We start from the raw sequence: 26,129 nt of genomic DNA, 5'->3' as shown, positions 1-26,129 counted from the left end.
GATTTTCAGATGATTATTCGGCGGTCCAGCCGCCATCGACGACAAGGCTGGTGCCGGTCATCAGCGCGGAAGCGTCGGAGGCGAGGAACAGCACCGCGCCCATCAGATCCTCCACCTGACCGATGCGGCCGAGCTTGATTTTGGAAAGCACGCTGGCTTTGAACGCCTCATCCTGGAAGAACGGCCGGGTCAGCGGGGTTTCGATGAAAGTGGGCGCGATCGTGTTGGAGCGGATGCCGTGCGGGGCAAGGTCCAGCGCCATGGCCTTGTTCATGCCCTCCAGCGCCCATTTGCTGGCGCAGTAAAGCGTGCGGTTCGGTCCGCCCACGTGCCCCATCTGGCTGCCCATGTGGATCAGGCTGCCCGGCGTGCCGGTATCGATCATCCGCGTCACGCAGGCCTGCGCCACGAAGAAGGCGGACTTGAGATTGAGGTCGAGCACGGCGTCGTAATCGTCCTCGCTCACCTCCCACATCGGCTTGGGGCGGTTGGTGCCGGCATTGTTGACGAGGACGTGGAACGGCGCGCGGTCCGCGAAGAATGCTGCAACGGCGCCGAGGTCCGAAACGTCGAGCGTCGCGGCCTTGGCGCCATTTCCGATCTCGGCGGCAGCCGCGTCGATCTCTGCCGAGGTGCGGGCGACCAGGGTGACCTCCGCGCCCGCTGCCGCCAGTGCGGCCGCGGCGCCAAGGCCGATGCCCCGGCCCGCCCCGGTCACCAGAGCCCGCCGCCCGTCAAGGCGCAGGCTTGGCGTTTGCGGGATCGCCATGGTCAGGCTGCCGTTTCGGGCGTCGGTTCGGCCTGACCGGCATAAGGCACGTTGCGCCCGCCAAAGCGGCGCACGCGGATATTCGCCTGCTCGCCGTGCCCCGCGAAGCCCTCCAGCGCACAGAGGCGCGAGCAATATTCGCCGATCAGCGCCGAAGCCTCATCGGTGGTGACGCGCTGGTAGGTGCAGGTCTTCAGGAATTTGCCGACCCACAAGCCTCCCGTGTAGCGCGCGGACTTCTTCGTCGGCAGCGTGTGGTTGGTGCCGATCACCTTGTCGCCGAAGCTGACATTGGTGCGGCTCCCCAGGAACAGCGCGCCGTAATTGGTCATGTTCTGGAGGAAGTAGTCCGGATCGGCGGTCATCACCTGCACGTGCTCGCTGGCGATCTCGTCGGCGATGTTGACCATCTCCTCGTAGCTGTCGGCCACGATCACTTCGCCGAAGTTCTCCCAGGCCTTGCGGGCATGATCGGCGGTGGGGAGGATCTGGAGCAGTCGCTCGATCTCGGCCATGGTGGCGCGGGCGAACTTCTCGGAATTGGTCAGCAGCACGCCGGGGCTGTCAGGCCCGTGCTCGACTTGCCCGAGGATATCGGTGGCGGCGATTTCGGGGTCGCAGCCGATCTCGTCGGCAATGATCAGCGTTTCGGTCGGCCCGGCGAAGAGGTCGATGCCGACGCGGCCGAAAAGCTGGCGCTTGGCTTCGGCGACGAAGGCATTGCCGGGGCCGACGAGGATATCGACCGGATCGATGCTCTGCGTGCCGATCGCCATCGCGCCGACGGCCTGAATGCCGCCCAGCGCATAGATCGCATCGGCCCCGGCCATGGCTTGGGCTGCGACAATGGCGCGCGCCGGCTTGCCCTGGAACGGCGGGGCGCAGGTCACGACGCGCTTTACCCCCGCGACCTTAGCGGTGATCACCGACATGTGTGCGGAGGCGAGCAGCGGATACTTGCCGCCGGGCACGTAGCAGCCGGCCGAACCGAGCGGAATGTTCCTGTGGCCCAGCACGACGCCGGGCAGCGTCTCGACTTCTACGTCCTTCATCGAATCTCGCTGGATCTGTGCGAAGTTCTTCACTTGTGCCTGCGCGAACTCGATGTCCTTGCGTTCCTGCGGGCTCAGGCTGTCGACGCAGGCGTCGATCTCGGCCTGCGAAAGGCGATAGTCGTCGCGGTCCCAGCCGTCGAACTTGATGGACATCTCGCGCACCGCTTCGTCGCCGCGCTTCTCGATATCGGCAAGCGCCGCCTCGACGATGTCGCGAACCTTGCGATCCGCGTCTGCCTTTGCCTCGGCAGTGGCGCCGCGCTTCAGCCAGGTGGCCATTGTATTCTCCCGATCCGGTGTGACGTGATTTTCATCGGACCTAGCGCCGGCGGGCGAGCGGGGACCATCGCATGTTATCGATGGCTTGCTATCGATCCTATGCCGTTGTTGCCGCAGGGGGGCTTCGCTAGCCGTTCTTCCAAGCAAAGAGCATTCCGGGAGAACAAGGAACAATGCGCCTCGCCACTCTCGATGACGGCACCCCCGACGGGCGCCTCGTCGTCGTTTCGCCCGAGGGCGACCGTTTCGCGCCTGCGCCTGTGGATACGCTGCAACAGACGATGGAAAGCTGGGCCTTCGTCGCACCCGTGCTGGCCGAGATTTCGGAATTTCCCGAAGCGCTGGATGCCGCGCTGCTGCGCGCGCCGCTGCCGCGTGCGTGGCAGTGGCTCGATGGCTCGGCCTTCGCCTGCCACGGCGAACTGATGGACAAGGCACTCGGCGTGGTGCCGGTGAAGACCGGCAAGCCGCTGATGTATCAGGGTACTTCCGACAAGTTCTACGGCCCTGCCGAGGACGTGCGTTTCCTCAGCGAAGAGAACGGCATCGATTTCGAAGGCGAGTTCGGCGTGATCGTCGACGCCGTGCCGATGGGGACCTCCGCCGAAGACTGCATGAAGCACATCCGCCTGATCGTGCAGATCAACGACTGGTCGCTGCGCAAACTGGCCGGGCCGGAGATGAAGACCGGCTTCGGCTGGGTTCAGGCCAAGCCGCCCTGTTCGATGGCGCCCTTCGCGGTCACGCCGGAAGAACTGGGCGGTGCGTGGCGCAATGGCCGCGTCTGCATGGACCTCTTGGTGGACTGGAACGGCCAGCGCTTTGGCGCCGCCAATGGCGAGCCGATGGGGCATGGTTTCCACGAGCTGGTCGCCCACGCCTGTGCCACGCGCGATCTGGTGGCGGGCACGGTGATCGGATCGGGCACCGTTTCCAATGAGAATTACCGCGAGATCGGCTCCTCCTGCATCGCCGAGCGGCGCGGGATCGAACTGGTCGATTTCGGAGAGCCCCGCACCGAATTCATGCGCTTTGGCGACACCGTGCGGATGCAGGGAACCCTTGCCGATGGCCGCGCGCCGTTCGGCGTCATCGAACAGAAGGTCGTAAAGGCATGAGTGAAGTTCTTTCCGATTCCGGCCTGCCGCCGATCCAGCGCGTCGTTACCGGGCATGATGCGCAAGGCCGCGCGGTGTTCCGCTCTGAGGACGTGACGCCAACGAAGATGATCCCCTCGGGCGATGCCTCGTTCCTGACGATCTGGACCACCGCCACTGTACCTGCGGACAACAACGACGAGACCGAAGGCCGCGAACGCCCCACCGGCACCACGCTCGAAGGTGGATCGGTGATCCGCGTGGTCGATATGCTGCCGGGCAAGCAGAGCCCTATGCACCGCACCAACTCGATCGACTACGGCATCGTGCTGAAGGGCGCGATCGAACTGGAGCTGGAAGACGGCCGCAAGACGATTGTGCGCGAAGGCGGCATCATCGTCCAGCGCGGGACCAACCATCTCTGGCGCAATACTACCGCAGAGGTTTGCCGGATCGCCTTCATCCTGATCGAGGCACCGGCCTATCTCCACAACGGCGTGCCGCTGGACGAGGCCAAGCCCGAGCAGGTCGATCCGGTCTACAACGCGGCGGCGGACAAGGGCTGATGTTCGACCTCTCCGGCAAAAGCGCGATCGTCACCGGCTCCACACGCGGGATCGGGCGTGCCATTGCCGAGGGGCTGATCGCACAAGGCGCGCGCGTGGTGATCTCCAGCGAGGATGCGCAGGACACCGCACGCGTCGCTGCCGAACTCGAGATGCCGGGCCAGCCTTGCGATGTGACCGACGATGCGGCGCTGGTCGCTTTGGTGGATCGCGCGGTGGCTGAATTCGGCGGGCTGGACGTGCTTGTCTGCAATGCCGGGATCACCGGCAGGGCGGGGCCTTTCGCCGATCTCGACATGGCCGACTATGCCCGTGTCATGGCGATCAATCTTACCAGTCAGGTCGCGCTCTGCAATCTGGCCCTGCCGAAAATCGCGGAGCGCGGCGGCGGGGTTGCGGTGCTGGTTTCCAGCCTTTCGGGGCTGAGGGGCAACGGGCGAATCAACGCTTATGCTCTCGCCAAGGCGGGTGTTGCGCAACTGGCGCGTAATCTGGCGGTGGAGTGGGGGCCGCGCGGGGTGCGCGTGAATGCGATCTCGCCCGGTTTCATCGCAACCGAACTGTCAGGACCTTTGCTGGCGGACGAGGCCTTCATGGCCCGCCGCATGGCGATGACGCCGCTTCGCCGCCCCGGCATGCCGCAGGAGGTCGCAGGCGCTGCCGTGTTCCTGGCTTCCGACGCAGGGGCTTTCGTCACCGGGCACAACCTCGTGGTGGACGGCGGCACGCTGATAACCGACGGTAGCTGAAAAAAGCGCTTTGATATCAGGCCGGAAAGAGAACCGGCCGAAGGAAAGGGAGAGAATGACACGCCATCATGAGCCGGGCATGCTGACCGGCATCTCGCTGCTGCTGCCGATCACGCTGACAACGATGGCGATCGTGCTGTTGACGCCGATCATCCCCGATCTGATGGCGCATTACCGCACGGTACCCGGACACGAATACTGGGTGCCGATGGTCCTGACGTTGCCTTCGCTCTGCGTGGCGCTGCTCTGTCCGCTCGCAGGGATGCTGGGCGACTGGTTCGGCCGGCGGCGCCTCCTGTTGGCCGCATTCCTGCTCTATGCGGTTGTTGGCGTCATGCCGGTCTTCCTGACCGACCTCACGCATATCCTGATCTCGCGCGTGGGCGTGGGGATTGCCGAAGCGCTGATCTACGTTCTTTCGACGACGATGATCGGCGACTATTACAAGGGTGCCTCGCGGGACAAATGGCTGGCGGCGCAGACCGCCTTCGCCTCGATGTCGGCGCTGCTCTTCTTCAACCTCGGCGGTATCATGGGCGAGGGTGGCTGGCGCACGCCGTTCTGGGCCTATGCCTCGGCGCTGGGGATGTTTGTCCTGGTCTGGAAGTTCACCTGGGAGCCCTCGGGGGACGGCTCCGGGGAAGAGGGCGCCGATACAGCGCCGCATAACCGCTCTTGGGAGGGGTTCCCCTGGGCAAGGATGGCGATGATCGTTGCCATTACCGTCTACGGTTCGGTGTTCTTCTATACGGTGCAGATTCAGGCACCGAGCGGGCTTGCCGAACTGGGCCTCGCCAGCCCGGCCGAGCGAGGTTTCCTGACCTCGATCGCTTCGATCGGCGTGCCGCTGGGCACCTTCCTCTATTCGCGGCTGGGCCGTAAGTGGTCTGTCGGCAGGCTGCTGCTCCTTGAATTCGCGCTGCTCTCGATGGGCTTCATGCTGATGGCCCGGTCTGGCGCGGTGCCGGGCTTTCTCGCCGGGTGCTTCGTCAACCAGGTAGGCGCGGGCCTGCTTCTGCCGACCTTGCTGGTGTGGTCCATGTCGATCCTGAAGTTCGAATTCCGTGGACGCGGAACCGGCTTCTGGCAATCGGCTTTCGCTTTCGGCCAGTTCCTTTCGCCCATCGTGGTGACCTTCGCGGGCCAGCGCACCGGGGGGCTGCTCGGCGCTTTCTCGGTGCTCTCGATAGCGGCGCTGGGCGGCGTGATCGTCGCCTTGCTGGCTGCGCGCGCGTCTCATGGCAGGAACGGAGCGATGGCGCATGGCTGAGCGTCTGAACGACAAGATCGCGGTCGTCACGGGTGCGGCGAACGGCATCGGAGAAGGCGTGGCGGACATGTTCCGCAAGGAGGGCGCCGCGGTGATCGGTGTCGACCTTTCGGGAACGGATCGGAACTGCGACCTCACTGACGAAGCGGCCACGAACGCACTATTTGCGGAAATCGGCGCTTCGTGCGGGCGCATCGACATACTTGTGAACGCGGCGGCCTTTGCGGTGTTCGGCTGGATAGAGGACCTTGGTTATGCCGACTGGCGGAAAACGCTGACCGGCGAACTCGACATCGTCTATCTGGCGACCCGCGCGGCCTGGCCGTGGCTCAGGGCAAGCGGCAGGGCCAGCATCGTCAACTTCGCCTCGGCCAATGCCCGTCATGCCCTTGAAGGTTCTCCTGCGCTGGCGCATTGTGCGGGCAAGGGAGGCGTACTGGCCATGACGCGGCAGCTCGCGATGGAAGGCGCTCCGCATGGGATCCGCGCCAACACCATCGCGCCCGGTTTCATCCGCACTGCGGCCACCGCGCGCCACCTTGAGGCGGACCCGGCCTTCGAGCAGCAGGTTCTGGCGAAGAACATGCTCAAGCGACTCGGCGAGCCCGAGGACATCGCATGGGCCGCCACCTGGCTCGCAAGCGACGAGGCCCGGTACGTCACCGCTGCAGATATCGCGATCGATGCCGGCGCCACGGGTTGGTGACAGCGGCCAGGGGCGGCTTATCGTGCCCGCCTATCGTGCCGGCGGTGTTTTCTGCCCCGAAACATCCGGACCAGTGCCCTCCGCGTTAGGGTTTGAAGCCCCCAATTGCCCGTGTCGCGCACAATTTCGGCGCCGCGAAATCGCAGGGGCCGTTTACCTCCTATATTAGCCAATAGGTAAATGTCCGGATTGCACCGCGGATTGGTGTGTCCGATAGAATTCATCCTTGCGGTTTTGTTTACCTTTCCCTAGGCCGCAAACTGTATAAGTCACTGAATTCCGATGGATAGCGCGATTGGGGTGCGATCTGTCGGGGGGTGATTTTGGGGCATTATAGTTTGGTGGGGCATGACCGAAATTAAGCAAAAGAATCGCAAGGCCGTCGATGTGGCGGCCGGTGTTGACGCCGCTGTCGGTGGCACCGTTGCAGGCGCTGTCGCGGGTGGGGCCGTGGCTGAGCCGCAGGTGAACGGCAGTCTGCCGCTCTACCGCGAACCGCGGCCTGTACACAGCGTCACGCACGCCGATGCAGCTGTCGTCGTCGCGCCGACCGATTTCGGCTTTGCCGCTACCGCACCGATGATCCAGCTCACTGTTGATGAGTTCGAGCGCGCGGCACTCGACTATCCGATCCTGTTCTTCGGCGAAGATCGTCAGCCCTACGTCGTTACCGGCCTCGAAGCCGAGCGGAACCTTTTCGTTTCGGAAGGGCGCTATCAGGCAGGGGCCTACATTCCGGCCTACCTGCGCCGCTATCCCTTCGTCTTCGCCCGTGACGAGGGAAGCGATCGCCTGATCCTCTGCCTCGACCACGCGTCGGGCCGCGTTGCGAACAGGGGCGATGAAGATTCGGTCGTCCTTTTCGAAAAGGGCGAACCTACCGAACTGACGCTGCAGGCACTGCGCTTCTGCGAGAATTACGAAGCGGCTCAGGCACGCACCCGCGTTCTCATTGCCCTGCTGGACGAACTCGACCTGTTCGAGCCCAAGCGGGTCCATTACACGGCGCCGAATTCGACCGAGCCTAGCCTGCTGGTGGAATATGTGACCGTGAACCGCGCTCGGTTCGAGGGGCTGGATTCCGAACAGTTCCTGCGGCTGCGCGAAGCGGGAGCGCTGCCCGCGATCCATGCGCAGATCGCTTCGCAAGCGAAGTGGGACGCCCTGGCTGCCGTCGCGCGCGACACCTGACACCGACCGACCGGCACCGCCTTGCCTGCTCCCGGTGGGAGCGGGGAGGGCGGCGTTGACTCGCGTGCGCGTAATCAAACCGGAAAAAATTTCTTAACAATCTGATAAGTAAGAAATTTTTCCTCTTCATTTCTAAGTGTTGTCCCGGATTCCCCGCTGGCGATCCCGTGTCGTACAGCTGCGAAATCCCGCCCCGGGGGCGGGCCGGGCAACTTGCCGACCAGGCATCCGGGGGGCATACCTTGTACACTTCTGAACCTTTCGCTGGCCGTTCCACCGCGAGCACGGCGCAGGACCGCCCGTCCCGTTCCTGGCGTTCGAGCGCGTCCGTGGCGACGCTTGCAGCGATGATGGTATTCGGCGGTGTCCTGCCGGTTCAGGCTTCTGCCGCTCCAACCCCGACGCCATCCCCCGCGCCTGCCCCCACGCCGTCCCCGATCGTCATGCCGCCGGTCGGCGCGCAGGTCCTCAACCCGGTGACCGGCGAGTTCGAGACCGTCACCAAGCAATTGCCGCCGATGCAGGTGCAGACGGACGGCAACAACGTCATCCTGCTCGCGGACGAGGTCGGACAGACGTTCGACGTTTCGGGCACGACCTACACGGTCACCGCGGTCACCACGGATGCGGGCGGCGCCGTGACCGCGGTTTCGCTGGAAAGCTCTGCCGACAACACGATCAGCACGACTGACGCCGTCACCTCGATTGCGCCTGCCACCAATGCCACCGGCGCGGACGAGGTGCAGTTCCAGTCAGGCATCAACGACAGCATCTACCGCAAGGTCCTGCGCGGGCGGAACGGCGGCAATGGCCATATCGGCGCACTGTTCATTTCCGCGGGGGACGGTGGTTCCGGCGCCAAGGGCGATGACATCAACCAGACGATTTCGGGGTCCTATACCTCGCGGTCCAACAATCTGGCGGCCGTCATCGTGCAGAGCATCGGCGGTGACGGCGGCAAGGGCGGCAACGGCTATCTTGGTTCGGACGGCGGTTCGGGCGGCAACGCCGGCGTCGGCGGAGACGTCAACCTCGTCAGCAATGCCCAGGTCCTGACCACCGGCAGCAACAGCTACGGTATTCTCGTCAGCAGTTCGTCGGGCAAGGGCGGCGCGGGTGGTTCCGGCTTCCTGTCGGGCGGCGGTTCGGGCGGCGGGTCTCCGGGCGTAGGCGGAGACGCCACGGCCACGAACAACGGCACGGTGGCCACGCAGGGTGCGGGCTCGATCGGTATTCTCGCACAGAGCCTCGGCGGTTCGGCCGGTGACGGCGGCGGTAGCTGGGGCCTCGTCTCGTCGAGCGGCGGCGGCAGCTACGGCGGCAAGGGAGGTGACGTCCGGGTCAACCAGAACGGTGTGGTCCAGACCGAGGGCGAGGGCGCGCACGGCGTGCTCGCGGAATCCATCGGCGGTTCGGGCGGCGATGGCGGCAGCGGCGGTGGCCTGTTCGCTGACGGCAGCAACGGCGGCGCCGGCGGTCCGGGCGGCGACGCGACGATCACGGCCGGCAGCAATTCGTCCACCAAGACTTCCGGCGATTTCGCCCATGCCTTCTTCGCGCAGTCCATCGGCGGCGGCGGCGGCAACGGCGGCACCACGGTGGGTCTGGTGGCGCTCGGCAGCGCGGGCAGCCAGGGCAGCGACGCGGGCTCCGTGATCGTGAATCTTGCAGCCGGTGCCTATGCCTCGACCTCCGGCACCGGCTCTTACGCGGTGCTGGCACAGTCGGTCGGCGGCGGCGGCGGCAGCGCCGGTGTTACCGGCGGCCTCGCCGCGCTGGGCGGCTCGGGCGAAGGTGGCGGCAACGGCGGCACCGTGCTCGTGACTTCCGGCGCGACGCTTGTGACAACGGGCGAGGCGGGCAAGGGCATCTTCGCGCAGTCCATCGGCGGCGGCGGCGGCAACGCTTCGGGTTCGGGCGGCCTGGTTGCGCTGGGCGGTTCGGGCGCGGGCGGCGGTAATGGCGGTCTGGTCCAGGTTACGCAGACCTCGGCCGGCTCGGTCACGACCGGGGGAGACTGGTCCGACGCGATCTTCGCCCAGTCCGTAGGCGGCGGCGGCGGCTCGGGCTCCGGTTCGGTCGGTCTCGTCGGCCTTGGCGGATCGGGCGCCACGGGCGGCCTCGGCGGTACGGTGATCGTCGACAACGAAGGCGCACTGAAGACCACGGGCGATTACGCCCGTGGCATTTTTGCGCAGTCTGTCGGCGGCGGCGGCGGTGCAGGCGGCAATTCGACCGGCCTTGTCGGTATCGGCGGCAGCGGTTCGGGAACGAGCCCGGGCGGCAATGTCACCGTCACGAACGGCGGCTCGATCTCGACCTCCGGCGAACGTTCGATCGGCATCCAGGCCCAGTCGGTCGGCGGCGGCGGTGGTGACGGCGGTACGTCCACCGGCCTCATTTCCATCGGCGGGTCCGGCGGCGGCGGCGGTGCCGGTGGTATCGTCACCGTCACCAACAGCGGAACGATCACCACCAAGGGAGACCAGGCACTGGGCATCATCGCCCAGTCGATCGGTGGCGGCGGCGGCAATGGCGGATCGAGCACCGGCGTGCTCGCTATCGGCGGTGCGGGCGGTAACGGCGGCAAGGGCGGCAAGGTCGTCCTCAACCAGACCGGCCTCGTTTCTACTTCGGGTGACGATGCAACGGCGATCTTCGTCCAGTCGATCGGCGGCGGCGGCGGCAACGGCGGCTCGGCAGTTTCTGCAGGTCTCTTTGTCAGCGCGGCCTTCGGCGGCAAGGGCGGCGGCGGCGGTGCAGGCGGCGACATCTGCGTCAACACCAACTCTTCGTGCACCACGGCCAGCGCAAGCATGGGCTCGGCCTATATCGAAACCTTCGGAGACCGTTCGAGCGGCCTCTTCGCGCAGTCTGTCGGCGGCGGCGGCGGCAACGGCGGCTTCGCGCTCTCGGCCTCGGCGGGTCTCGGTGCCACCGCCTCGATCGCCTTTGGCGGCTCAGGCGGATCGGGTGGTTCGGGCGGTGCGGTGCGCGTGGGCCTTCAGGGCTATATCGCGACCAAGGGCGATCTTTCGGACGGCATTTTCGCCAGCTCGGTGGGCGGCGGCGGCGGTAACGGCGGCTTCTCGGTAGCGGCGGGCGCATCGCTCGGCGGATCGCTGACGATGAGCTACGGCGGCGCCGGCGGCGTGGGCGGTGCCGGTGGACTGGTCGACGTTGAAAGCGCAACGGACATCTCCACCGAAGGCGACCAGTCGCGCGGCATCTTTGCGCAGTCCGTCGGCGGCGGCGGCGGCAATGGCGGCTTCTCGGCAAGTGCCGCGATCGGCCTTGGTGCGATCACCTCGACCTTCGGCGGCGCGGGCGGCGCGGGGTCGGATGGTTCGACTGTCACGCTAGTCTCGGTCGGCACCATCTCGACCAAAGGCATCCAGTCCGACGCGATCTTCGCGGAGAGCGTTGGCGGCGGCGGCGGTAACGGCGGCTTCGCGGTCGGCCTTGCCGGCGGTGCGGCCGGCGCGGTCAGCCTCACGTTCGGCGGCGGCGGCGGCAACGGCGGATCGGGTGACGACGTCTTCGTCTCCTCGACCGGCGATCTTTCCACCGAGGGGCTCAGCTCCAACGGTATCTTTGCGCAGTCCGTCGGCGGCGGCGGCGGCAATGGCGGCTTCGCGGTTTCCGGCTCGGTCGGCGGCGCCGGCGCAATGTCCGCGGCCTTCGGCGGCAGCGGCGCGAATGGCGGCAATGGCGGCAAGGTCACGGTCGGCAGCACCGGTACGATCACGACGGTCGGCGATCTTTCCAACGGCATCCTCGCGCAGTCTGTCGGCGGCGGCGGTGGTAACGGCGGCTTCTCGGCAGCCGTTTCGGGCGGCGGCATCGGCGCGGCAGGCCTTTCGATGGGCGGCGCGGGCGCCAACGGCGGCGATGGCGACGAAGTCTCGGTCACCTCTAACGGTGGTATCTGGACGCAGGGCGCGGCCTCGGCCGGCATTCTCGCGCAGTCTGTCGGCGGCGGCGGCGGCAATGGCGGTCTCGCGATCTCCGCCAGCGGCGGCTGGGCGGGCGGTGCATCGCTCGCCTTCGGCGGGGGCGCGGGCAACGGCGGCACCGGCGGCAAGGTCACTCTGGTCAGCAACGGCAATATCCTGACCGAAGGCGACAGCTCCCAGGGCCTGTTCGCGCAGTCGGTGGGCGGTGGCGGCGGCAACGGCGGCGGTGCGATCGCTGTTGCAGGCGGCCAGGGTGGCGGCATCTCCGCGTCGTTCGGCGGTGATGGCGGCAATGGCGGCTCCTCGGGCGCAGTCAACATCGACAGCACCGGCGACATCCAGACGCTCGGCGACAATGCCGATGCGATCTTCGCGCAGTCGCTCGGCGGCGGCGGCGGCAACGGCGGTTTTGCCATTTCCGCCTCGGGCGGCCAGTTCGGCGCGGTCAGCCTCTCGATGGGCGGCACCGGCGGCCGCGGCGGCTCTTCGGGTGACGTTGGGGTCATCTCCGATGGCGACCTGACGACTTCGGGCGACTTCTCGGCTGGCGTGCGTGCGCAATCGATCGGCGGCGGCGGCGGTAACGGCGGCTTCGCGATCTCTGCGGCAGGCGCTCAGTTCGGCGCCGTTTCGCTCTCCTTCGGCGGCAACGGCGGCACGGGCGGCGCGGCAGGCAACGTAACGCTGGTCTCGACCGGCGATATCTGGACCGAGGGCAATTACTCGCAGGGGCTGTTCGCCCAGTCTGTCGGCGGCGGCGGTGGTAACGGCGGTTTCTCGGTCAGCGCTTCGGGTGCGCAATACGGCGCTGCTGCCATCGGCTTCGGCGGCAAGGGCGGCACCGGCGGTGCGGCGGGCAATGCGGACCTCACCAATACCGGCGACATCGTCACCCTGGGTGATTTCAGCGCGGGCGCGCAGGTCCAGTCGATCGGGGGCGGCGGCGGCAACGGCGGCTGGAGCGTCAGCGCGGCAGGCGGCCAGTATGGCGCTGTCGCGATCGGCTTCGGCGGCAGCGGCGGCGCGGGCGGTACGGCGGGCGATGTTACGCTCACTTCGACCGGCCAGATCGCCACGACCGGGGACCAGTCGAGCGGCCTCGTGGCGCAGTCCATCGGCGGCGGCGGCGGCAATGGCGGCTTCTCCGCCAGCGTTGCGGGCGCCCAGTACGGCGCGGCGGCGCTCTCGTTCGGCGGCACCGGCGGCACGGGTAACGACGCGGGAACGGTTACGCTGGCCAACACCGGCGACATCTACACCGAAGGCACGCTTTCGAACGGCATCTTCGCGCAATCCGTGGGCGGCGGCGGCGGCAACGGCGGATTCTCCGTCGCGGTCGCGGGCGCGCAATATGCCTCGGCGGCGCTGGCGCTGGGCGGATCGGGCGGATCGGGCGGTGCGGGCAAGGCGGTCTCGGTCGTCTCGACCGGCAACATCACCACGCTGGGCGATCAGGCGGACGGCATTCTGGCGCAGTCGATCGGCGGCGGCGGCGGTAATGGCGGCTTCGCCATTTCCGGCACCCTGACCGCCAGCAGTGACGGCGTTTCGGCCTCGGTCGCGATCGGCGGCAAGGGCGGCTCCGGCGGCGAGGCGGGCGACGTTTCGCTCGTCAGCACCGGCGACATTTCGACGAGCGGCGCCAGTTCGGTCGGCCTCTTCGCCCAGTCGGTGGGCGGCGGCGGCGGCAATGGCGGTTTCGCGGGCGCGCTTTCGCTGTCGGTGGGCAATGCCGTGGCCGTGGGCATCGGCGGTTCGGGCGGCACCGGCAATACGGCGGGCAACGTTTCGCTGGGATCAACCGGCAACGTTTCCACCACGGGCAACCTCGCGGCGGGCATCCAGGCCCAGTCGATCGGCGGCGGCGGCGGTAACGGCGGCTTCAGCTTGACCGCCTCGGCCACGGTCGAGGGTCAGTCCATCGGCAACAGCAGCGGTGGCACCGGCGGCAGCGGCGGTCTGGCCGGCAATGTCGACGTGACCAGCCTTGGAACCGTGCAGACCACGGGCGAACTGGCTAACGGCATCTTCGCGCAATCGGTCGGCGGCGGCGGCGGCAATGGCGGCTTCTCGGTTTCCGCCAGCCTTTCGGCCAAGGGCGATTCCGATACGCAGAGCGTTGGCGGCAATGGCGGTACCGGCAACGATGCGGGCATGGTCAGCGTCTCGGCCACGGCCGGTGCCAATGCGGCCATCGAAGGCTATTCGGTCGTCACATCGGGAACGGGTTCGAACGGTATCCTTGCCCAGTCTGTTGGCGGCGGCGGCGGCTCCGGCGGTTTCTCGGTCGGCGGGGCGTTCTCGGGTGAAGGCGATGCCGCCTCCAACCAGGTTGGCGGCAGCGGCGGCGCGGGCGGTAACGCCTCGACCGTCGATGTCGTCAATGTCGGCAAGATCCAGACCACCGGCAATATCGCCAACGGCATCTTCGCGCAGTCGGTTGGCGGTGGCGGCGGCAACGGCGGCTTCTCGGTCGGCGCCGGTGTTTCGATCAAGGGCGATGCGGAATCAAGCGTCGGCGGCGGTGAAGGCGGCGCGGCGGGCAATTCCGACGATGTCAGCGTAGACACTACCGGTTCGATCTACACCGAAGGCGCGGCGTCCAACGGCGTGCTTGCCCAGTCGGTCGGCGGCGGCGGCGGCACCGGCGGTTTCTCGGTCAGCGCGGGCTTCAGCGCGGAAGGCGATTCCACCAGCGACAGCGTTGGCGGTGGCGGCGGTTCGGGCGGCAACGCCGGCAACGTCACGGTCGTGGCGCGTGAGGGCATCACCACCAAGGGTGACGGTTCCAACGGCGTCTTCGCGCAGTCAGTTGGCGGCGGCGGCGGCTCGGGCGGCTTTGCCGTGGGCCTCGGCGTTTCGCTGAAGGGCGATGCGGAATCGAACGTTGGCGGCGGCGAGGGTTCGCTGGGCGGCACGGCGGGCGACGTTTCGGTCACCACCGAAGGCACGATCTGGACCGAAGGCGCAGCGGCAGCGGGCATCTTTGCGCAGTCGGTCGGCGGTGGCGGCGGCAACGGCGGCTTCTCGGTCGGCGCGGGCTTCTCCAGCGAGGGCGGTTCGTCCTCCACCAGCGTCGGCGGGGCCGGCGCGGGCGGCGCGACGGCGGGCAACGTCACCGTCCATGCCGATAGCGACATCCAGACCAAGGGCACCGGATCGAACGGCATCCTCGCCCAGTCGATCGGCGGCGGCGGTGGTAACGGCGGCTTCGCCGTGGGCCTTGGCGTCTCGATCAAGGGCGACGCCGAATCCTCGGTCGGCGGCGGCGGCGCGGGCACCGGCTCGAATGCCGGCGATGTAACCGTGACCGGCACTGGCACGATCGTCACTCTGGGCGATCAGGCCAACGGCGTCTTCGCGCAGTCTGTCGGCGGCGGCGGCGGCAACGGCGGCTTCTCGGTCGGCGCGGGCCTCAGCCTTGACGGCGAGGCGACCAGCGACAGCGTCGGCGGCTCTGGCGGCGGCGGCGGCAGCGCCGGCACCGTCACGGTGGACCGCGTGGGCGACATCGGCACCAGCGGCGCCAATTCGAACGGAATCCTGGCCCAATCGGTGGGCGGCGGCGGCGGCAACGGCGGCTTCGCCGTGGGCCTTGGCGCCTCCATGAAGGGCGATGCGACCTCCAGCGTGGGCGGCGGCGAAGGCGGCACGGCCGGTGACGGCGCGGACGTGTTCGTGTCCGACGTGGGAACGATCGTCACCAGCGGCACCAACTCGAACGGCATCTTTGCGCAGTCCGTGGGCGGCGGCGGCGGTTCGGGCGGCTTCTCGGTCGGCGCGGGCTTCAGCCTCGAAGGCGGGGCGACCAGCACCAGCGTCGGCGGTTCGGCCGGCGCGGGCGGTAGCGCGGGCACGGTTTCCGTCAGCCATGACGGCGATATCCAGACCACGGGCGCATCGGCCAACGGCATCTTTGCGCAGTCCGTGGGCGGCGGCGGCGGTGTCGGCGGCTTTGCCGTGGGCCTTGGCGCGTCGATGGATTCGGACGCCAAGTCCAGCGTCGGCGGCGGCGCGGGCGGCGCGGCCGGTTCGGCTTCGGACGTTACCGTAGACCAGACCGGTACCATCATAACCTCGGGCGCGGCGGCCAATGGCGTGCTGGCCCAGTCCATCGGCGGCGGCGGCGGCGTCGGCGGATTCTCGGTCTCGGCGGCCTTGTCCTCCTCGGGCGGTGCGGCTTCGGATTCGACCGGCGGTTCCGGCGGTTCCTCGGGTGATGCCGGGTCGGTCAGCGTGTCGGTCGATGGCGATATCCAGACCGACGGTGCGCAGGCGCGCGGCGTGGTTGCCCAGTCCATCGGCGGCGGCGGCGGCTCGGGCGGCTTCGCGGTTGGCGCGGCTGCATCAATCGAAGGCGATGCGGAATCGGCGACCGGCGGCGGTGCCGGTGGCTCCTCGGGCAACGCAGGGGACGTCAGCGTCGATGTGAACGGCAATGTCGTCACCAAGGGGGCGGCATCCGTAGCGCTGCTCGCGCAGTCGATTGGTGGCGGCGGCGGCGCGGGCGGCTTTGCGGTGGGCGCGGCGCTGTCCAGCAGCGGCGGCGCCACGGCGGAGTCGACCGGCGGCGACGGCGGCTCGGCAGGCGATGCGGGCGACGTTTCCGTCACGCACACGGGCGGTATCGAGACTTTCGGCGCGCAATCGGGCGCGATCCTGGCGCAGTCCATCGGCGGCGGCGGCGGTTCGGGCGGCTTCTCGGTCGGCGGCGCGCTGAGCGTTGAGGGCGAGGCGAACTCCACCATCGGCGGCGGCGCGGGCGGTTCGGCAGGCAATGCCGGCACCGTGGACGTGGCCAACACCGGCGACATCTATACTCACGGCGCCAACTCCACCGGCATTGTCGCCCAGTCGATCGGCGGCGGCGGCGGAAACGGCGGCTTCTCGGTCTCGGCAGGTCTTGCTCTTTCGGGCGCGGATGCGGTTTCCAGCTCTACCGGCGGCGCGGGTGGTTCGTCCGGCTCGGCCGACGACGTGTCCGTGACCTCCATTGGCAATATCAAGGTCGAGGGCGATCACAGCCGCGGCATCGTGGCGCAGTCGATCGGCGGCGGCGGCGGTACCGGCGGCTTCTCGGTTTCCGGCGCCATTGCCACCAAGGGTGCGGGCGCGTCCGACAGTGTCGGCGGCGCTGGCGGCGCCGGTAATGCGGCGGGCAATGTCACTGTCGTTTCTCAGGGTCAGATCCTGACGGCAGGCGATGCCACCAATGCGGTTCTGGCTCAGTCCATCGGCGGCGGCGGCGGCGCGGGCGGCTTCTCGGGCAGCCTTGCGGCAGCGCTGGGCGGCGGTTCGGCGGTCAGCTCGGTTGGCGGCGCGGGCGGCATCGGTTCCGATGCGGGCAACGTGGATCTGACGCTGAGCGGCGCGCTCGGCACGCTGGGCAATGGCTCGGCAGCGGTCGTTGCGCAGTCCATCGGCGGCGGCGGCGGCGTGGGCGGTTTCTCGCTCGGCCTTGCGGCGGCTTCCAACGGCGAAGGCGCCAGCGCGGTCACCGGCGGCTCGGGCGGCGATGGCGGCGTCGGCGGCAATGTTCTCGTTTCCACCAGCGCACTCATCCAGACCCACGGTGCGCTTTCCGATGGCGTTCTGGCGCAGTCGATCGGCGGCGGCGGCGGCTCGGGCGGCTTCGCCGTAGCCGGTACGCTGGCGCTCGGCGAGAAGGCGGCTTCCAGTGCCACGGGCGGTGCTGGCGGTTCCGGTCAGGATGCCGGCCTGGTCACCGTGCAGAACACCGGCGATATCTACACCTTCGGTGCATCGTCCAATGGCGTGGTTGCCCAGTCGATCGGCGGCGGCGGCGGAAACGGCGGCTTCGCCGGCTCGCTGACGATTTCGTCGACTTCGGAAGCCGTGACCAACAGCCTCGGCGGTTCGGGCGGCGTTGGTGGCAATGCCGGTGCGGTCAAGGTCGTGACCACCGGCGATATCCAGGTCCTGGGCGATCGCTCGATGGCTATCGTCGCGCAGTCGATCGGCGGCGGCGGCGGCTCGGCCGGCTTCTCGCTGGGTGCCTCTGCCTCGCAGGCCGCTTCGGCAAGCGACGCGGTCGGCGGCTCGGGCGGCGCAGGCGGTGACGGCGGCACGGTCGAAGTCGCCAACGGCTCGACCGGCACGGTCGTGACTACCGGCAACTTCGGCTACGCGATCCTTGCGCAGTCGATCGGCGGCGGCGGCGGTTCGGGCGGGTTCGCCACGGGCGGCGCGCTCTCGCTGTCCGAAGGCGCAAGTTCCTCGGTCGGCGGCGGAGCCGGCGGCGCGGCGGGTGATGGCGGCAATGTCGGCGTCAACAACTACAGCCTGATCCAGACCAGCGGCGACGGCGCCGTGGCGGTCTTCGCGCAGTCGATCGGCGGCGGTGGCGGCTCGGGCGGCTTTGCGGTCGGCGCGGGCCTTGCCGGCGGCAGCGACAGCACGCTTTCCAATGCCATCGGCGGCGGTGCGGGCACTGGCGGTTCGGCGGGCACGGTCTCGCTCTATAACGACGGTACAATCCTGACGCAGGGCGCCAACGCAACGGCGGTGCTGATGCAGTCCATCGGCGGCGGTGGCGGCAACGGCGCCTTCGCGGTCAGCGGCGCGCTGGCCAAGGGCGGCGCGGCGAACAGCTCCATCGGCGGAGACGGCGGCACGGCCGGTTCGGCGGGCGACGTCACGCTGGTCAACACGGCGAACGCCACGATCGTCACCGAAGGCGCGATGTCCATCGCCATCCAGGCGCAGTCGATCGGTGGCGGCGGCGGTTCGGGCGGCTTCTCGGTCGGCGCGGGCCTTGCCCTTGAAGGCGATGCCAGCTCGACCGTGGGCGCGGGATCGGGCGGCGCGGGCGGTTCGGCCGGCGTGGTTTCGATCAATAACGCGGGCGATATCGGCACGCGCGGCGATGGCTCGCTGGCGGTGCTGGCACAGTCGATCGGCGGCGGCGGCGGTTCGGGCGGCTTTGCCGTCTCGGGCGGCCTCAGCGTGCAGGGCGGCGCTGCCAGCAATGCCGTGGGCGGACAAGGCGCGGGCGGCGGTGACGGCGGCCTCGTTTCGGTCACCAGCAGCGGCACGATCCAGACGCTGGGCGCCAATGCAACCGCGATCCTGGCCCAGTCGGTGGGCGGCGGCGGCGGCGCAGGCGGGTTCTCCGCCGGTGTGGCAGCGGCCAGCGCCGATGCGGCATCCAACCTCGTCGGCGGCAGCGGCGGCGCGGCAGGTGCGGGCGGTGACGTCACGATCGCCAATAACGGCGGCACGATCACCACCGATGGCGACTTGTCCTACGCGGTCTATGCGCAGTCTGTCGGCGGCGGCGGCGGTTCGGGCGGCTTTGCGGCCGGCGCGGGTCTCAGCCTCGAAGGCGATGCGGAATCCGCCGTGGGCGGCGGCAGCGGTGGCGGCGGCGGCGCAGGCGGCCTCGTCAGCCTCGACAACACCGGCACGATTGCAACCAAGGGTGCAGGCTCGGTCGCGGTCTTCGCACAGTCCGTGGGCGGCGGCGGCGGTGCCGGCGGCTTCGCGGTGGGCGCTGGCCTGACCGCACAAGGCGGCTCTGCTTCGGACAGCGTTGGCGGTTCGGGCGGTGCTGGCGGTGCTGGCGGCGTGGTCTCGATCACGACCGATGGCCTGGTCCAGACGGAAGGCGCCAATGCGACTGCGATCTTCGCGCAGTCTGTCGGCGGCGGCGGCGGCAAGGGCGGCTTTGCCGTGGGTGCCTCTGCATCGAAGGCAGACAGCGCCTCGACCGTGGTCGGCGGCAGCGGCGGCGCGGGCGGTGACGGCGGCGAAGTCTCCGTGGCCAATGGCGCGGACGGCGCGGTCGTCACGCTGGGCACGCTGTCTTACGCGGTCTTCGCGCAGTCGGTCGGCGGCGGCGGCGGTCAGGGCGGATTCTCGGCTGGCGGAGCGCTGAGCCTTGAGGGCGATGCGAATTCGTCGGTCGGCGCGGGCCTTGGTGCCGGCGGTGGCATCGGCGGCGTTGTTTCGCTGAGCAATGCGGGCAAGATCGGTACGGCCGGAGACGGCTCCATCGCAGTCTTCGCCCAGTCCGTGGGCGGCGGCGGCGGCGCCGGCGGCTTCGCGGCGGGCGGCGGCCTCACCATCGAGGGCGGCGCGGCGTCCAACTCGGTTGGCGGCGCAGGCGGAGCGGGCGGTGCCGGCGGCGTGGTTTCGCTGGTCAACACCGGCTCGATCCGTACCGAGGGCGCCAATGCCATGGCGGTCTATGCCCAGTCGGTGGGCGGCGGCGGCGGTGCCGGCGGCTTCTCGGTCGGCGCCAGCGCTTCGAAGGCGGACAGCGCCTCGAACACGGTTGGCGGCAGCGGCGGCGCCGGCGGTGACGGCGGCGAAGTTTCCATCGACAACGGCGCCGGTGGTTCGATCACCACGCTGGGAGACTTCTCCTACGCGGTCTTCGCGCAGTCGGTCGGCGGTGGCGGCGGTTCGGGCGCATTTGCGGCCGGCGGCGCGCTCAGCCTTGAAGGCGACGTGGAATCCAGCGTCGGCGGCGGTTCGGGCAGCGGCGGCGGTATCGGCGGCAATGTCACGCTGACCAGTATCGGCGCGATCCAGACGGCGGGTGAGGGCGCGATTGCGGTCTTTGCCCAGTCCATCGGCGGCGGCGGCGGTGCCGGCGGCTTCGCAGCGGGCGGCGGCCTCTCGGCCGAGGGCGGCGCGACTTCCAACACGGTTGGCGGTTCGGGCGGCGCAGGCGGTTCGGGCGGTACGATCACGCTGGAGAACGGCGGATCGATCCTGACGCTGGGCAGCAATGCGACCGCGCTCTTCGCGCAGTCCGTAGGCGGCGGCGGCGGTGTCGCCGGCTTCTCGACCGGCGGCGCCGCTTCGCAGGCCGGTGCGGTTTCGCAGACGGTTGGCGGAGACGGCGGCTCGGCAGGCGATGGCGGTGACATCACCGTCAGCAATGCAGTCGGCGGCAAGATCGAAACCGACGGCGCCATTGCCTACGGCGTATTCGCGCAGTCTGTCGGCGGCGGCGGCGGTGCAGGCGGCTTTGCGGCCGGCGGCGCGCTGGCGCTGGGCGATGACGTGGAGAACGGCGTCGGTGGCGGCATCGGCGGTGCTGGCGGCCTTGGCGGCACGATTGCGATCGGCAACGCAGGCCAGGTCGTAACGCTGGGCGACGCCTCGATCGCGATCTTCGCGCAGTCTGTCGGCGGCGGCGGCGGTGCAGGTGCCTTCGCGGCAGGCGGCGGTCTTTCGGCCGAGGGCGCTTCGGCCAGTTCGTCGGTCGGCGGAGCCGGCGGCGATGGCGGCGCGGGCGGCAATATCACTGTCTCCAACAGCGGCCTCGTGGCGACTGCTGGGGATCAGGCGGTGGCGATCCTTGCCCAGTCGGTCGGCGGAGGCGGCGGTGTCGGCGGCTTTGCCGTCGGCGGCGCGGCCTCGCAGCTCGATGCCATGTCCGACACGATCGGCGGCAGCGGCGGTGCAGGCGGTATCGGCGGTGACATTACTGTCCAGACCAGCGGCGCGGTCTATACCGAGGGCGCCTTCGCCTACGGTGTCCAGGCGCAGTCCATCGGCGGCGGCGGCGGTAACGGTGGCTTCGCAGCCGGTGCGACCGTGGCGCTCACTGGCGATGCGCAGTCGACCATCGGCGGCGGAACCGGCGGTGGCGGCGGCCTTGGCGGCGCGATCACGCTGACCAACAGCGGCACCATCGAAACGCTGGGTGCCGGGGCCGTTGCGGTCTTCGCGCAGTCCATCGGTGGCGGCGGCGGTGCCGGCGGCTTTGCGGGCGGTCTCACCGGATCGGGCGATGGTGCCTTCGGTTCGACCATCGGCGGCGCCGGCGGCGATGCCAGCCAGGGCGGTGACATTGCCGTCAGCAACAGCGGCCAGATCCATGCGGCCGGTGCCAATGCGGCAGGCGTCTTCGCCCAGTCCGTGGGCGGCGGCGGCGGTGTCGGCGGCTTTTCGCTGGCGGCGAGCGGCGCGGTTTCCAGCCTTTCCAACACGCTTGGCGGTTCTGGCGGAGCCGGTGGTGATGGCGGCGCGATCAGCGTCACCAATGCCGCGGGCGCGACCATCGTGGTCGATGGCGATCTGTCATACGGCGTCTTCGCGCAGTCCATCGGTGGTGGCGGCGGTTCCGGCGGCTTCGCGGTCGACGGCACCATCGCCACCGGCGGCGCGGTCAATTCGACCCTCGGCGCTGGTTCTGGCGGCGGTGGCGGCAATGGCGGCGCGATCACGCTGACCAATGCCGGCAACGTGCTGGCGCAGGGCGCGGGCTCGGTTGCGGTCTTCGGCCAGTCGGTCGGCGGTGGCGGCGGTTCGGGCGGCTTCGCGGGCGGGCTCTCCGTCGGCGTGGGCGGCGCGATCAGCCAGTCCATCGGCGGCGCAGGTGCCGGCGGCGGCAATGGCGGCGATATCGCGGTGTCCAACAGCGGCGTGATCCAGACGCTCGAAGCCAACTCGATCGGCGTCTTCGCGCAGTCGATCGGCGGCGGCGGCGGCCTTGGCGGCATGTCCATCTCGGGCTCGCTCAGCACCGGCAGCTCCACCACGACGAGCCTTGGCGGTTCGGGCGGCGCCGGCGGTGACGGCGGCACGATCACGGTCAGCAACAGCGGCGTGATCGATGCCAAGGGCGATCTGTCCTATGGTGTCTTCGCGCAGTCGATCGGCGGCGGCGGCGGTACGGCGGGCATGGTCGTTTCCGGCACGCTCAGCACGGGCCTTGGCGGCATGACCTCCGCGCTCGGCGGCACCGGCGGTGCAGGCGGCAACGGCGGTGACATCACCGTTACCAATACCGGCTCGATCCTTGTGGAAGGTGCGGCTTCGGTCGGCATTCTGGCGCAGTCGATCGGCGGTGGCGGCGGTGCGGGTGGCTTTACCGGTTCGCTGGCGGTCACGGGCGGTTCGCTGAACACGCAAGTGGGCGCAACCGGCGGCGCTGGCGGCGATGGCGGCGACGTTACCGTTACCTCGACCGGCAGCATCGTGACGCTGGCGGACGACTCCATCGCCGTGCTCGCCCAGTCCATCGCGGGCGGCGGCGGCCAGTCTGCTTATGCCATCACGGCGCAGGCGGGTGCCTTCGACGGTGTGAACCTCAACCTTGGCGCTCAGGGCGAAGGGATCAGCGGCCGGCAGGGGCAGGTCGTGGTCAACCTCTCGGGCGGCGTGCTCCAGACGGCAGGCGCGCTCTCTTACGGGTTGCTGGCCCAGGCCATCGGCGCGGGCGGCGGTAACGTCGCGCTCTCCGTGCCCGATCCGCTGGAAGTCGGGTCGAACGGCCTGACCCTGCAACTGGGCAGCACCGGCGGCGTGGCGGGTGACGGCAACGTCATCGACGTGACCAATGCGAACGAGGTTTACACCAAGGGCGCGGGCGCCGTCGGTTTCGCGGCGCAGTCCATTGGCGGCGGCGGCGGCACCGAGGGTGTCACCGGCGACGTGGTGCTGGGCAGCGGCGATGCGGTCTGGGCGATCAATGTCGGCGGCAGCGGAGATTCCGCCGGTTCGGGCGCGGCGATCACCATCGCCAACAGCGCGACCATCGTCACCGAGGGCGACGGGGCCATCGGCCTGCTCGCACAGTCGGTTGGCGGCGGCGGCGGCCTTGGCACGATGGCGCTCGGCCTTGCCGATGGTTCGCTTTCGGGCGCTTCGCTGAACCTCGGCGGCTCGCAGACCACGGCGGGCAATGGCGGGGACGTGACCTTCACGACCTCGACCGGCGCCATCGGCACTTCGGGCAACCTCGCCTCGGCGCTGGTCGTCCAGTCGATCGGCGGCGGCGGCGGCGTGGCCAGCCTGTCTTCCATGGAAGGCGGCGCGCTGGGCGACATCACCCTTGCAGCCGGATCGACCGGCGGTGCGGGCGGTGACGGCGGCAACATCGTGCTCGACCAGAAGGCGGATGTCGTCACCAGCGGCACCGGCGCCAACGCGGTTCTCGTGCAGTCCATCGGCGGCGGCGGCGGTCTTGCCACGCTCGATAATACCGGCGGCACCGGCACGGTCACGAATGTGGACCTTGGCGGCGCGGCGAGCGGCTCGGGCGGCAACATCGACTTCACTCTCGATGGCCGTGTCCAGACTACTGGCGCAGGTGCGGCGGGTGTCGTCGTGCAGTCGATCGGTGGTGGCGGCGGCTATGTCAGCGCCGTGGGCGCCGATGCCGATGGCACGCTGACGCTCGGCACTTCGAACGGTGCAACCGGCAACGGCGGTAACGTGTCGGTGGCGATCAACAAGACGATCACCACCACCGGTGCCGGTTCGACCGCACTTCTGGTGCAGTCGATCGGTGGCGGCGGCGGTGCGGCCTCGATCGTTGGCGCTGACGGCAAGGTGCAGACGCTCGACGTGGTGGATGCCGGTGCGGCAAGCCCGCTGCGCATGGCACGCCTGATGTCGGTGGCCGCGGGTTCGGTGGATGCCGGTACGGTAGACGTGACGGTAGACGCAGCGATCCGCACCAGCGGGGCCAATGCCAATGGCGTGGTCGTTCAGTCGGTCGGCGGCGGCGGCGGCGCGGTAGGCTCGGAAACGAGCGTGCTCGGCGGTTCCGGCGCGGGCAATGCGGTGAACCTCACCGTCAATGCCGATGTCGTGACCACGGGGGCCGGTTCGAGCGCGCTTGTCGCGCAAAGCACCGGCGGCCTCGGGGGTGGCGCGATCATGCTCGACATCGGCGATGTCTATGTCGTCGGCGGTCTGGGCGGCCATGCCGTCTCGCTGCTTGGCGGCGCCGACAACACCGTAACCAATGCCGGCACGCTCCAGACCATGGACGGGCAGGAAGGCCTGGTGATCTACGCGGAGGGCGGCAACAACACGATCGTCAACTCGGGCACCATCGTCGGCTCGATCGATCTCGGCGAAGGCTTCAACAGCTTCACCAACGTCGATGGCGGCATCTTCCTGGCCGGTTCGCTGGTCAACGTCGGTTCGGGTACGTTCGTGAACGCGGGCATCCTCAATCCGGGTGGTGGCGGCGTCGTGTCGCAGCTTGCGGTGAGCGGCGGCCTGACCCTGACGGCGCAGAGCGAGTACAACCTCGACCTCGACTTCAGGACCAACACGGCCGACAAGGTCGTCGTCTCCGGCGCTGCGGCGCTCAACGGGCGCGTGACGACGAACCTGCTGAACCTCGGTTACGCCAAGAGCGGCGTCAACGAGGCGGTGATCCTGGAGGCAGCCGGCGGTATCACCGGACAGGATGCGGTCGAACTGGTCGCTCCGACTTCGGCGGTGGCGAGCTTCAGCCTCGGCTATCCTTCGATCAACGAGCAGTCGATCCGCTACACGATCGAGTTCGCTCCGACCGGGCTGACCCAGCGTCAGGCCGTGATCGGCAACGTGCTCGACCGTATCCAGGAAACGCCGACCGACGCCTTCGCACCGACAGCCGCGGCGATCATCTCGATCCCGACGGTTGGCGCGCTGGGCACGGTTTACGACAGCCTGACCGGTGAAGGCGTCACCGCGGCGCAGAGCGCGGCGTTGTCCGCGATCGGCAACAACCATGACGTCATCGACAGCCAGATCGTCAGCCGCGTCGGGACTTTTGCGTCGGCCTGGCGCAAGGAACCGCTGGGCAATCTCTGGATGGCGATCCAGGGCGGCCGCCAGCGTCTCGACGGCACCGATGGGGCGCACGATACGCGCACCAGCGGTTACGTCATCCAGGGCGGATGGGACTATCGCCCGGACGCGCGCAGCGTGATCGGCGCCACCTTCGGCTACGATCCGCAGAGCTTCTCGGTTCCGGGCGTGAGCACCTCGGGCAAGGCGAAGGTCTATACCTTCGGTGCCTATGCGGGCTTCCATCCAGGCGCTTGGACGATCAGCGCGGACCTGCTGCACAGTTCTGCCGACACGACGTACCTGCGTGACATGTGGCTCTATGCCGACGGCAATGTGCAGGCGCATGGCGACTTCACCATGCACGCCTGGTCGGGCCGGGCGCAGGTCGCGCGTCAGTTCGGCCAGGGCAACCTGGTGTTCCAGCCCTTCGGTGCGCTCGAGGTTACCCGGCTTTCGCTGCCGGCCTATGTCGAGCACCAGGCCGATGGCGAGGCGGCGACCCTTGGTCTCGCCTTCTTCGGCAAGGACTGGACCCGTGCGCGCAGTCTGCTCGGCGCCAATGTTGCTGGCCGCATAGACCTGCCGAAAGGCAAGGCGCTGGTTACGACGCTGCGTGCAGCCTGGGTGCATGACTTCGACACCGAACGCTCGGTCACCGCGGCCTTCGCCGGGGCGCAGGACTACCGCTTCACCGCCGCAGGCGCGGAAGCGGTGGGCGACAGCGGCCGGATTGACCTGCGTTCCACCCTGCAGATGCGCAAGGTGGACCTGCAGTTCAGCGTCGGGGCCAACCTCGGCAAGGGCTACAGCGACCTGACCGCCATGGCGGGCATCCGGTTCCACTTGTGATCCCGATGTCCCTCACGGCCACCAACCCTCTTTCCAGCTTCCCCTCGATTTCGGGCAGGTCCGCGCGGACCTGCCCCACAGAATTGCGCTA

Annotated in this window: 9 protein-coding genes; 7 read left to right on the top strand and 2 right to left on the bottom strand. The window is 68.9% G+C overall.

What is annotated here, in order from left to right:
• Positions 1 to 13 precede the first annotated feature (13 nt).
• The gene (locus ACLIMP_RS23980) at positions 14 to 769 is read right to left on the bottom strand and encodes an SDR family NAD(P)-dependent oxidoreductase (protein WP_324699229.1); all 756 of its coding nucleotides are present in this window, start codon (positions 767 to 769) and stop codon (positions 14 to 16) included.
• Positions 770 to 771: 2 nt separating this feature from the next.
• A complete protein-coding gene (gene hisD / locus ACLIMP_RS23975) occupies positions 772 to 2,103 on the bottom strand; it encodes a histidinol dehydrogenase (RefSeq protein ID WP_443478497.1) in 1,332 nt (443 codons plus the stop codon).
• A gap of 173 nt (positions 2,104 to 2,276) precedes the next feature.
• On the opposite strand from hisD, the gene ACLIMP_RS23970 reads away from it, so the two are divergent.
• The 7 genes from ACLIMP_RS23970 (at position 2,277) to ACLIMP_RS23940 (ending at position 26,038) form a co-directional block, all read left to right on the top strand.
• Entirely contained in the window at positions 2,277 to 3,221 is a 945-nt protein-coding gene (locus ACLIMP_RS23970; protein ID WP_324699231.1) for a fumarylacetoacetate hydrolase family protein, read from the top strand.
• Positions 3,218 to 3,766, top strand: a complete 549-nt coding sequence (locus ACLIMP_RS23965) for a cupin domain-containing protein (RefSeq protein ID WP_185999300.1) — start codon at positions 3,218 to 3,220, stop codon at positions 3,764 to 3,766. Before ACLIMP_RS23970 ends, ACLIMP_RS23965 begins: the two co-directional genes overlap by 4 nt.
• Complete coding sequence (locus ACLIMP_RS23960) at positions 3,766 to 4,515, top strand: SDR family NAD(P)-dependent oxidoreductase (protein WP_324699233.1); 750 nt, start codon at positions 3,766 to 3,768, stop codon at positions 4,513 to 4,515. Before ACLIMP_RS23965 ends, ACLIMP_RS23960 begins: the two co-directional genes overlap by 1 nt.
• Before the next feature lie 55 nt (positions 4,516 to 4,570).
• The gene (locus ACLIMP_RS23955; protein ID WP_324699234.1) at positions 4,571 to 5,785 is read left to right on the top strand and encodes an MFS transporter; all 1,215 of its coding nucleotides are present in this window, start codon (positions 4,571 to 4,573) and stop codon (positions 5,783 to 5,785) included.
• Positions 5,778 to 6,491: an SDR family NAD(P)-dependent oxidoreductase gene (locus ACLIMP_RS23950; RefSeq protein WP_082370216.1), complete on the top strand. Its 714-nt coding sequence runs from the start codon at positions 5,778 to 5,780 to the stop codon at positions 6,489 to 6,491. Before ACLIMP_RS23955 ends, ACLIMP_RS23950 begins: the two co-directional genes overlap by 8 nt.
• 348 nt (positions 6,492 to 6,839) lie before the next feature.
• Positions 6,840 to 7,682: a SapC family protein gene (locus tag ACLIMP_RS23945; protein ID WP_324699235.1), complete on the top strand. Its 843-nt coding sequence runs from the start codon at positions 6,840 to 6,842 to the stop codon at positions 7,680 to 7,682.
• Between the two features lie 329 nt (positions 7,683 to 8,011).
• Positions 8,012 to 26,038 carry a hypothetical protein gene (locus tag ACLIMP_RS23940; RefSeq protein WP_443478496.1) on the top strand — a complete coding sequence of 6,009 codons (18,027 nt, stop codon included), beginning with the start codon at positions 8,012 to 8,014 and terminating at the stop codon, positions 26,036 to 26,038.
• The last annotated feature ends 91 nt before the right edge of the window (positions 26,039 to 26,129 follow it).

The organism is Novosphingobium aeonii (assembly GCF_052279045.1).
GTDB lineage: Bacteria > Pseudomonadota > Alphaproteobacteria > Sphingomonadales > Sphingomonadaceae > Novosphingobium.
This window is presented reverse-complemented; position numbering and strand designations above follow the sequence as displayed.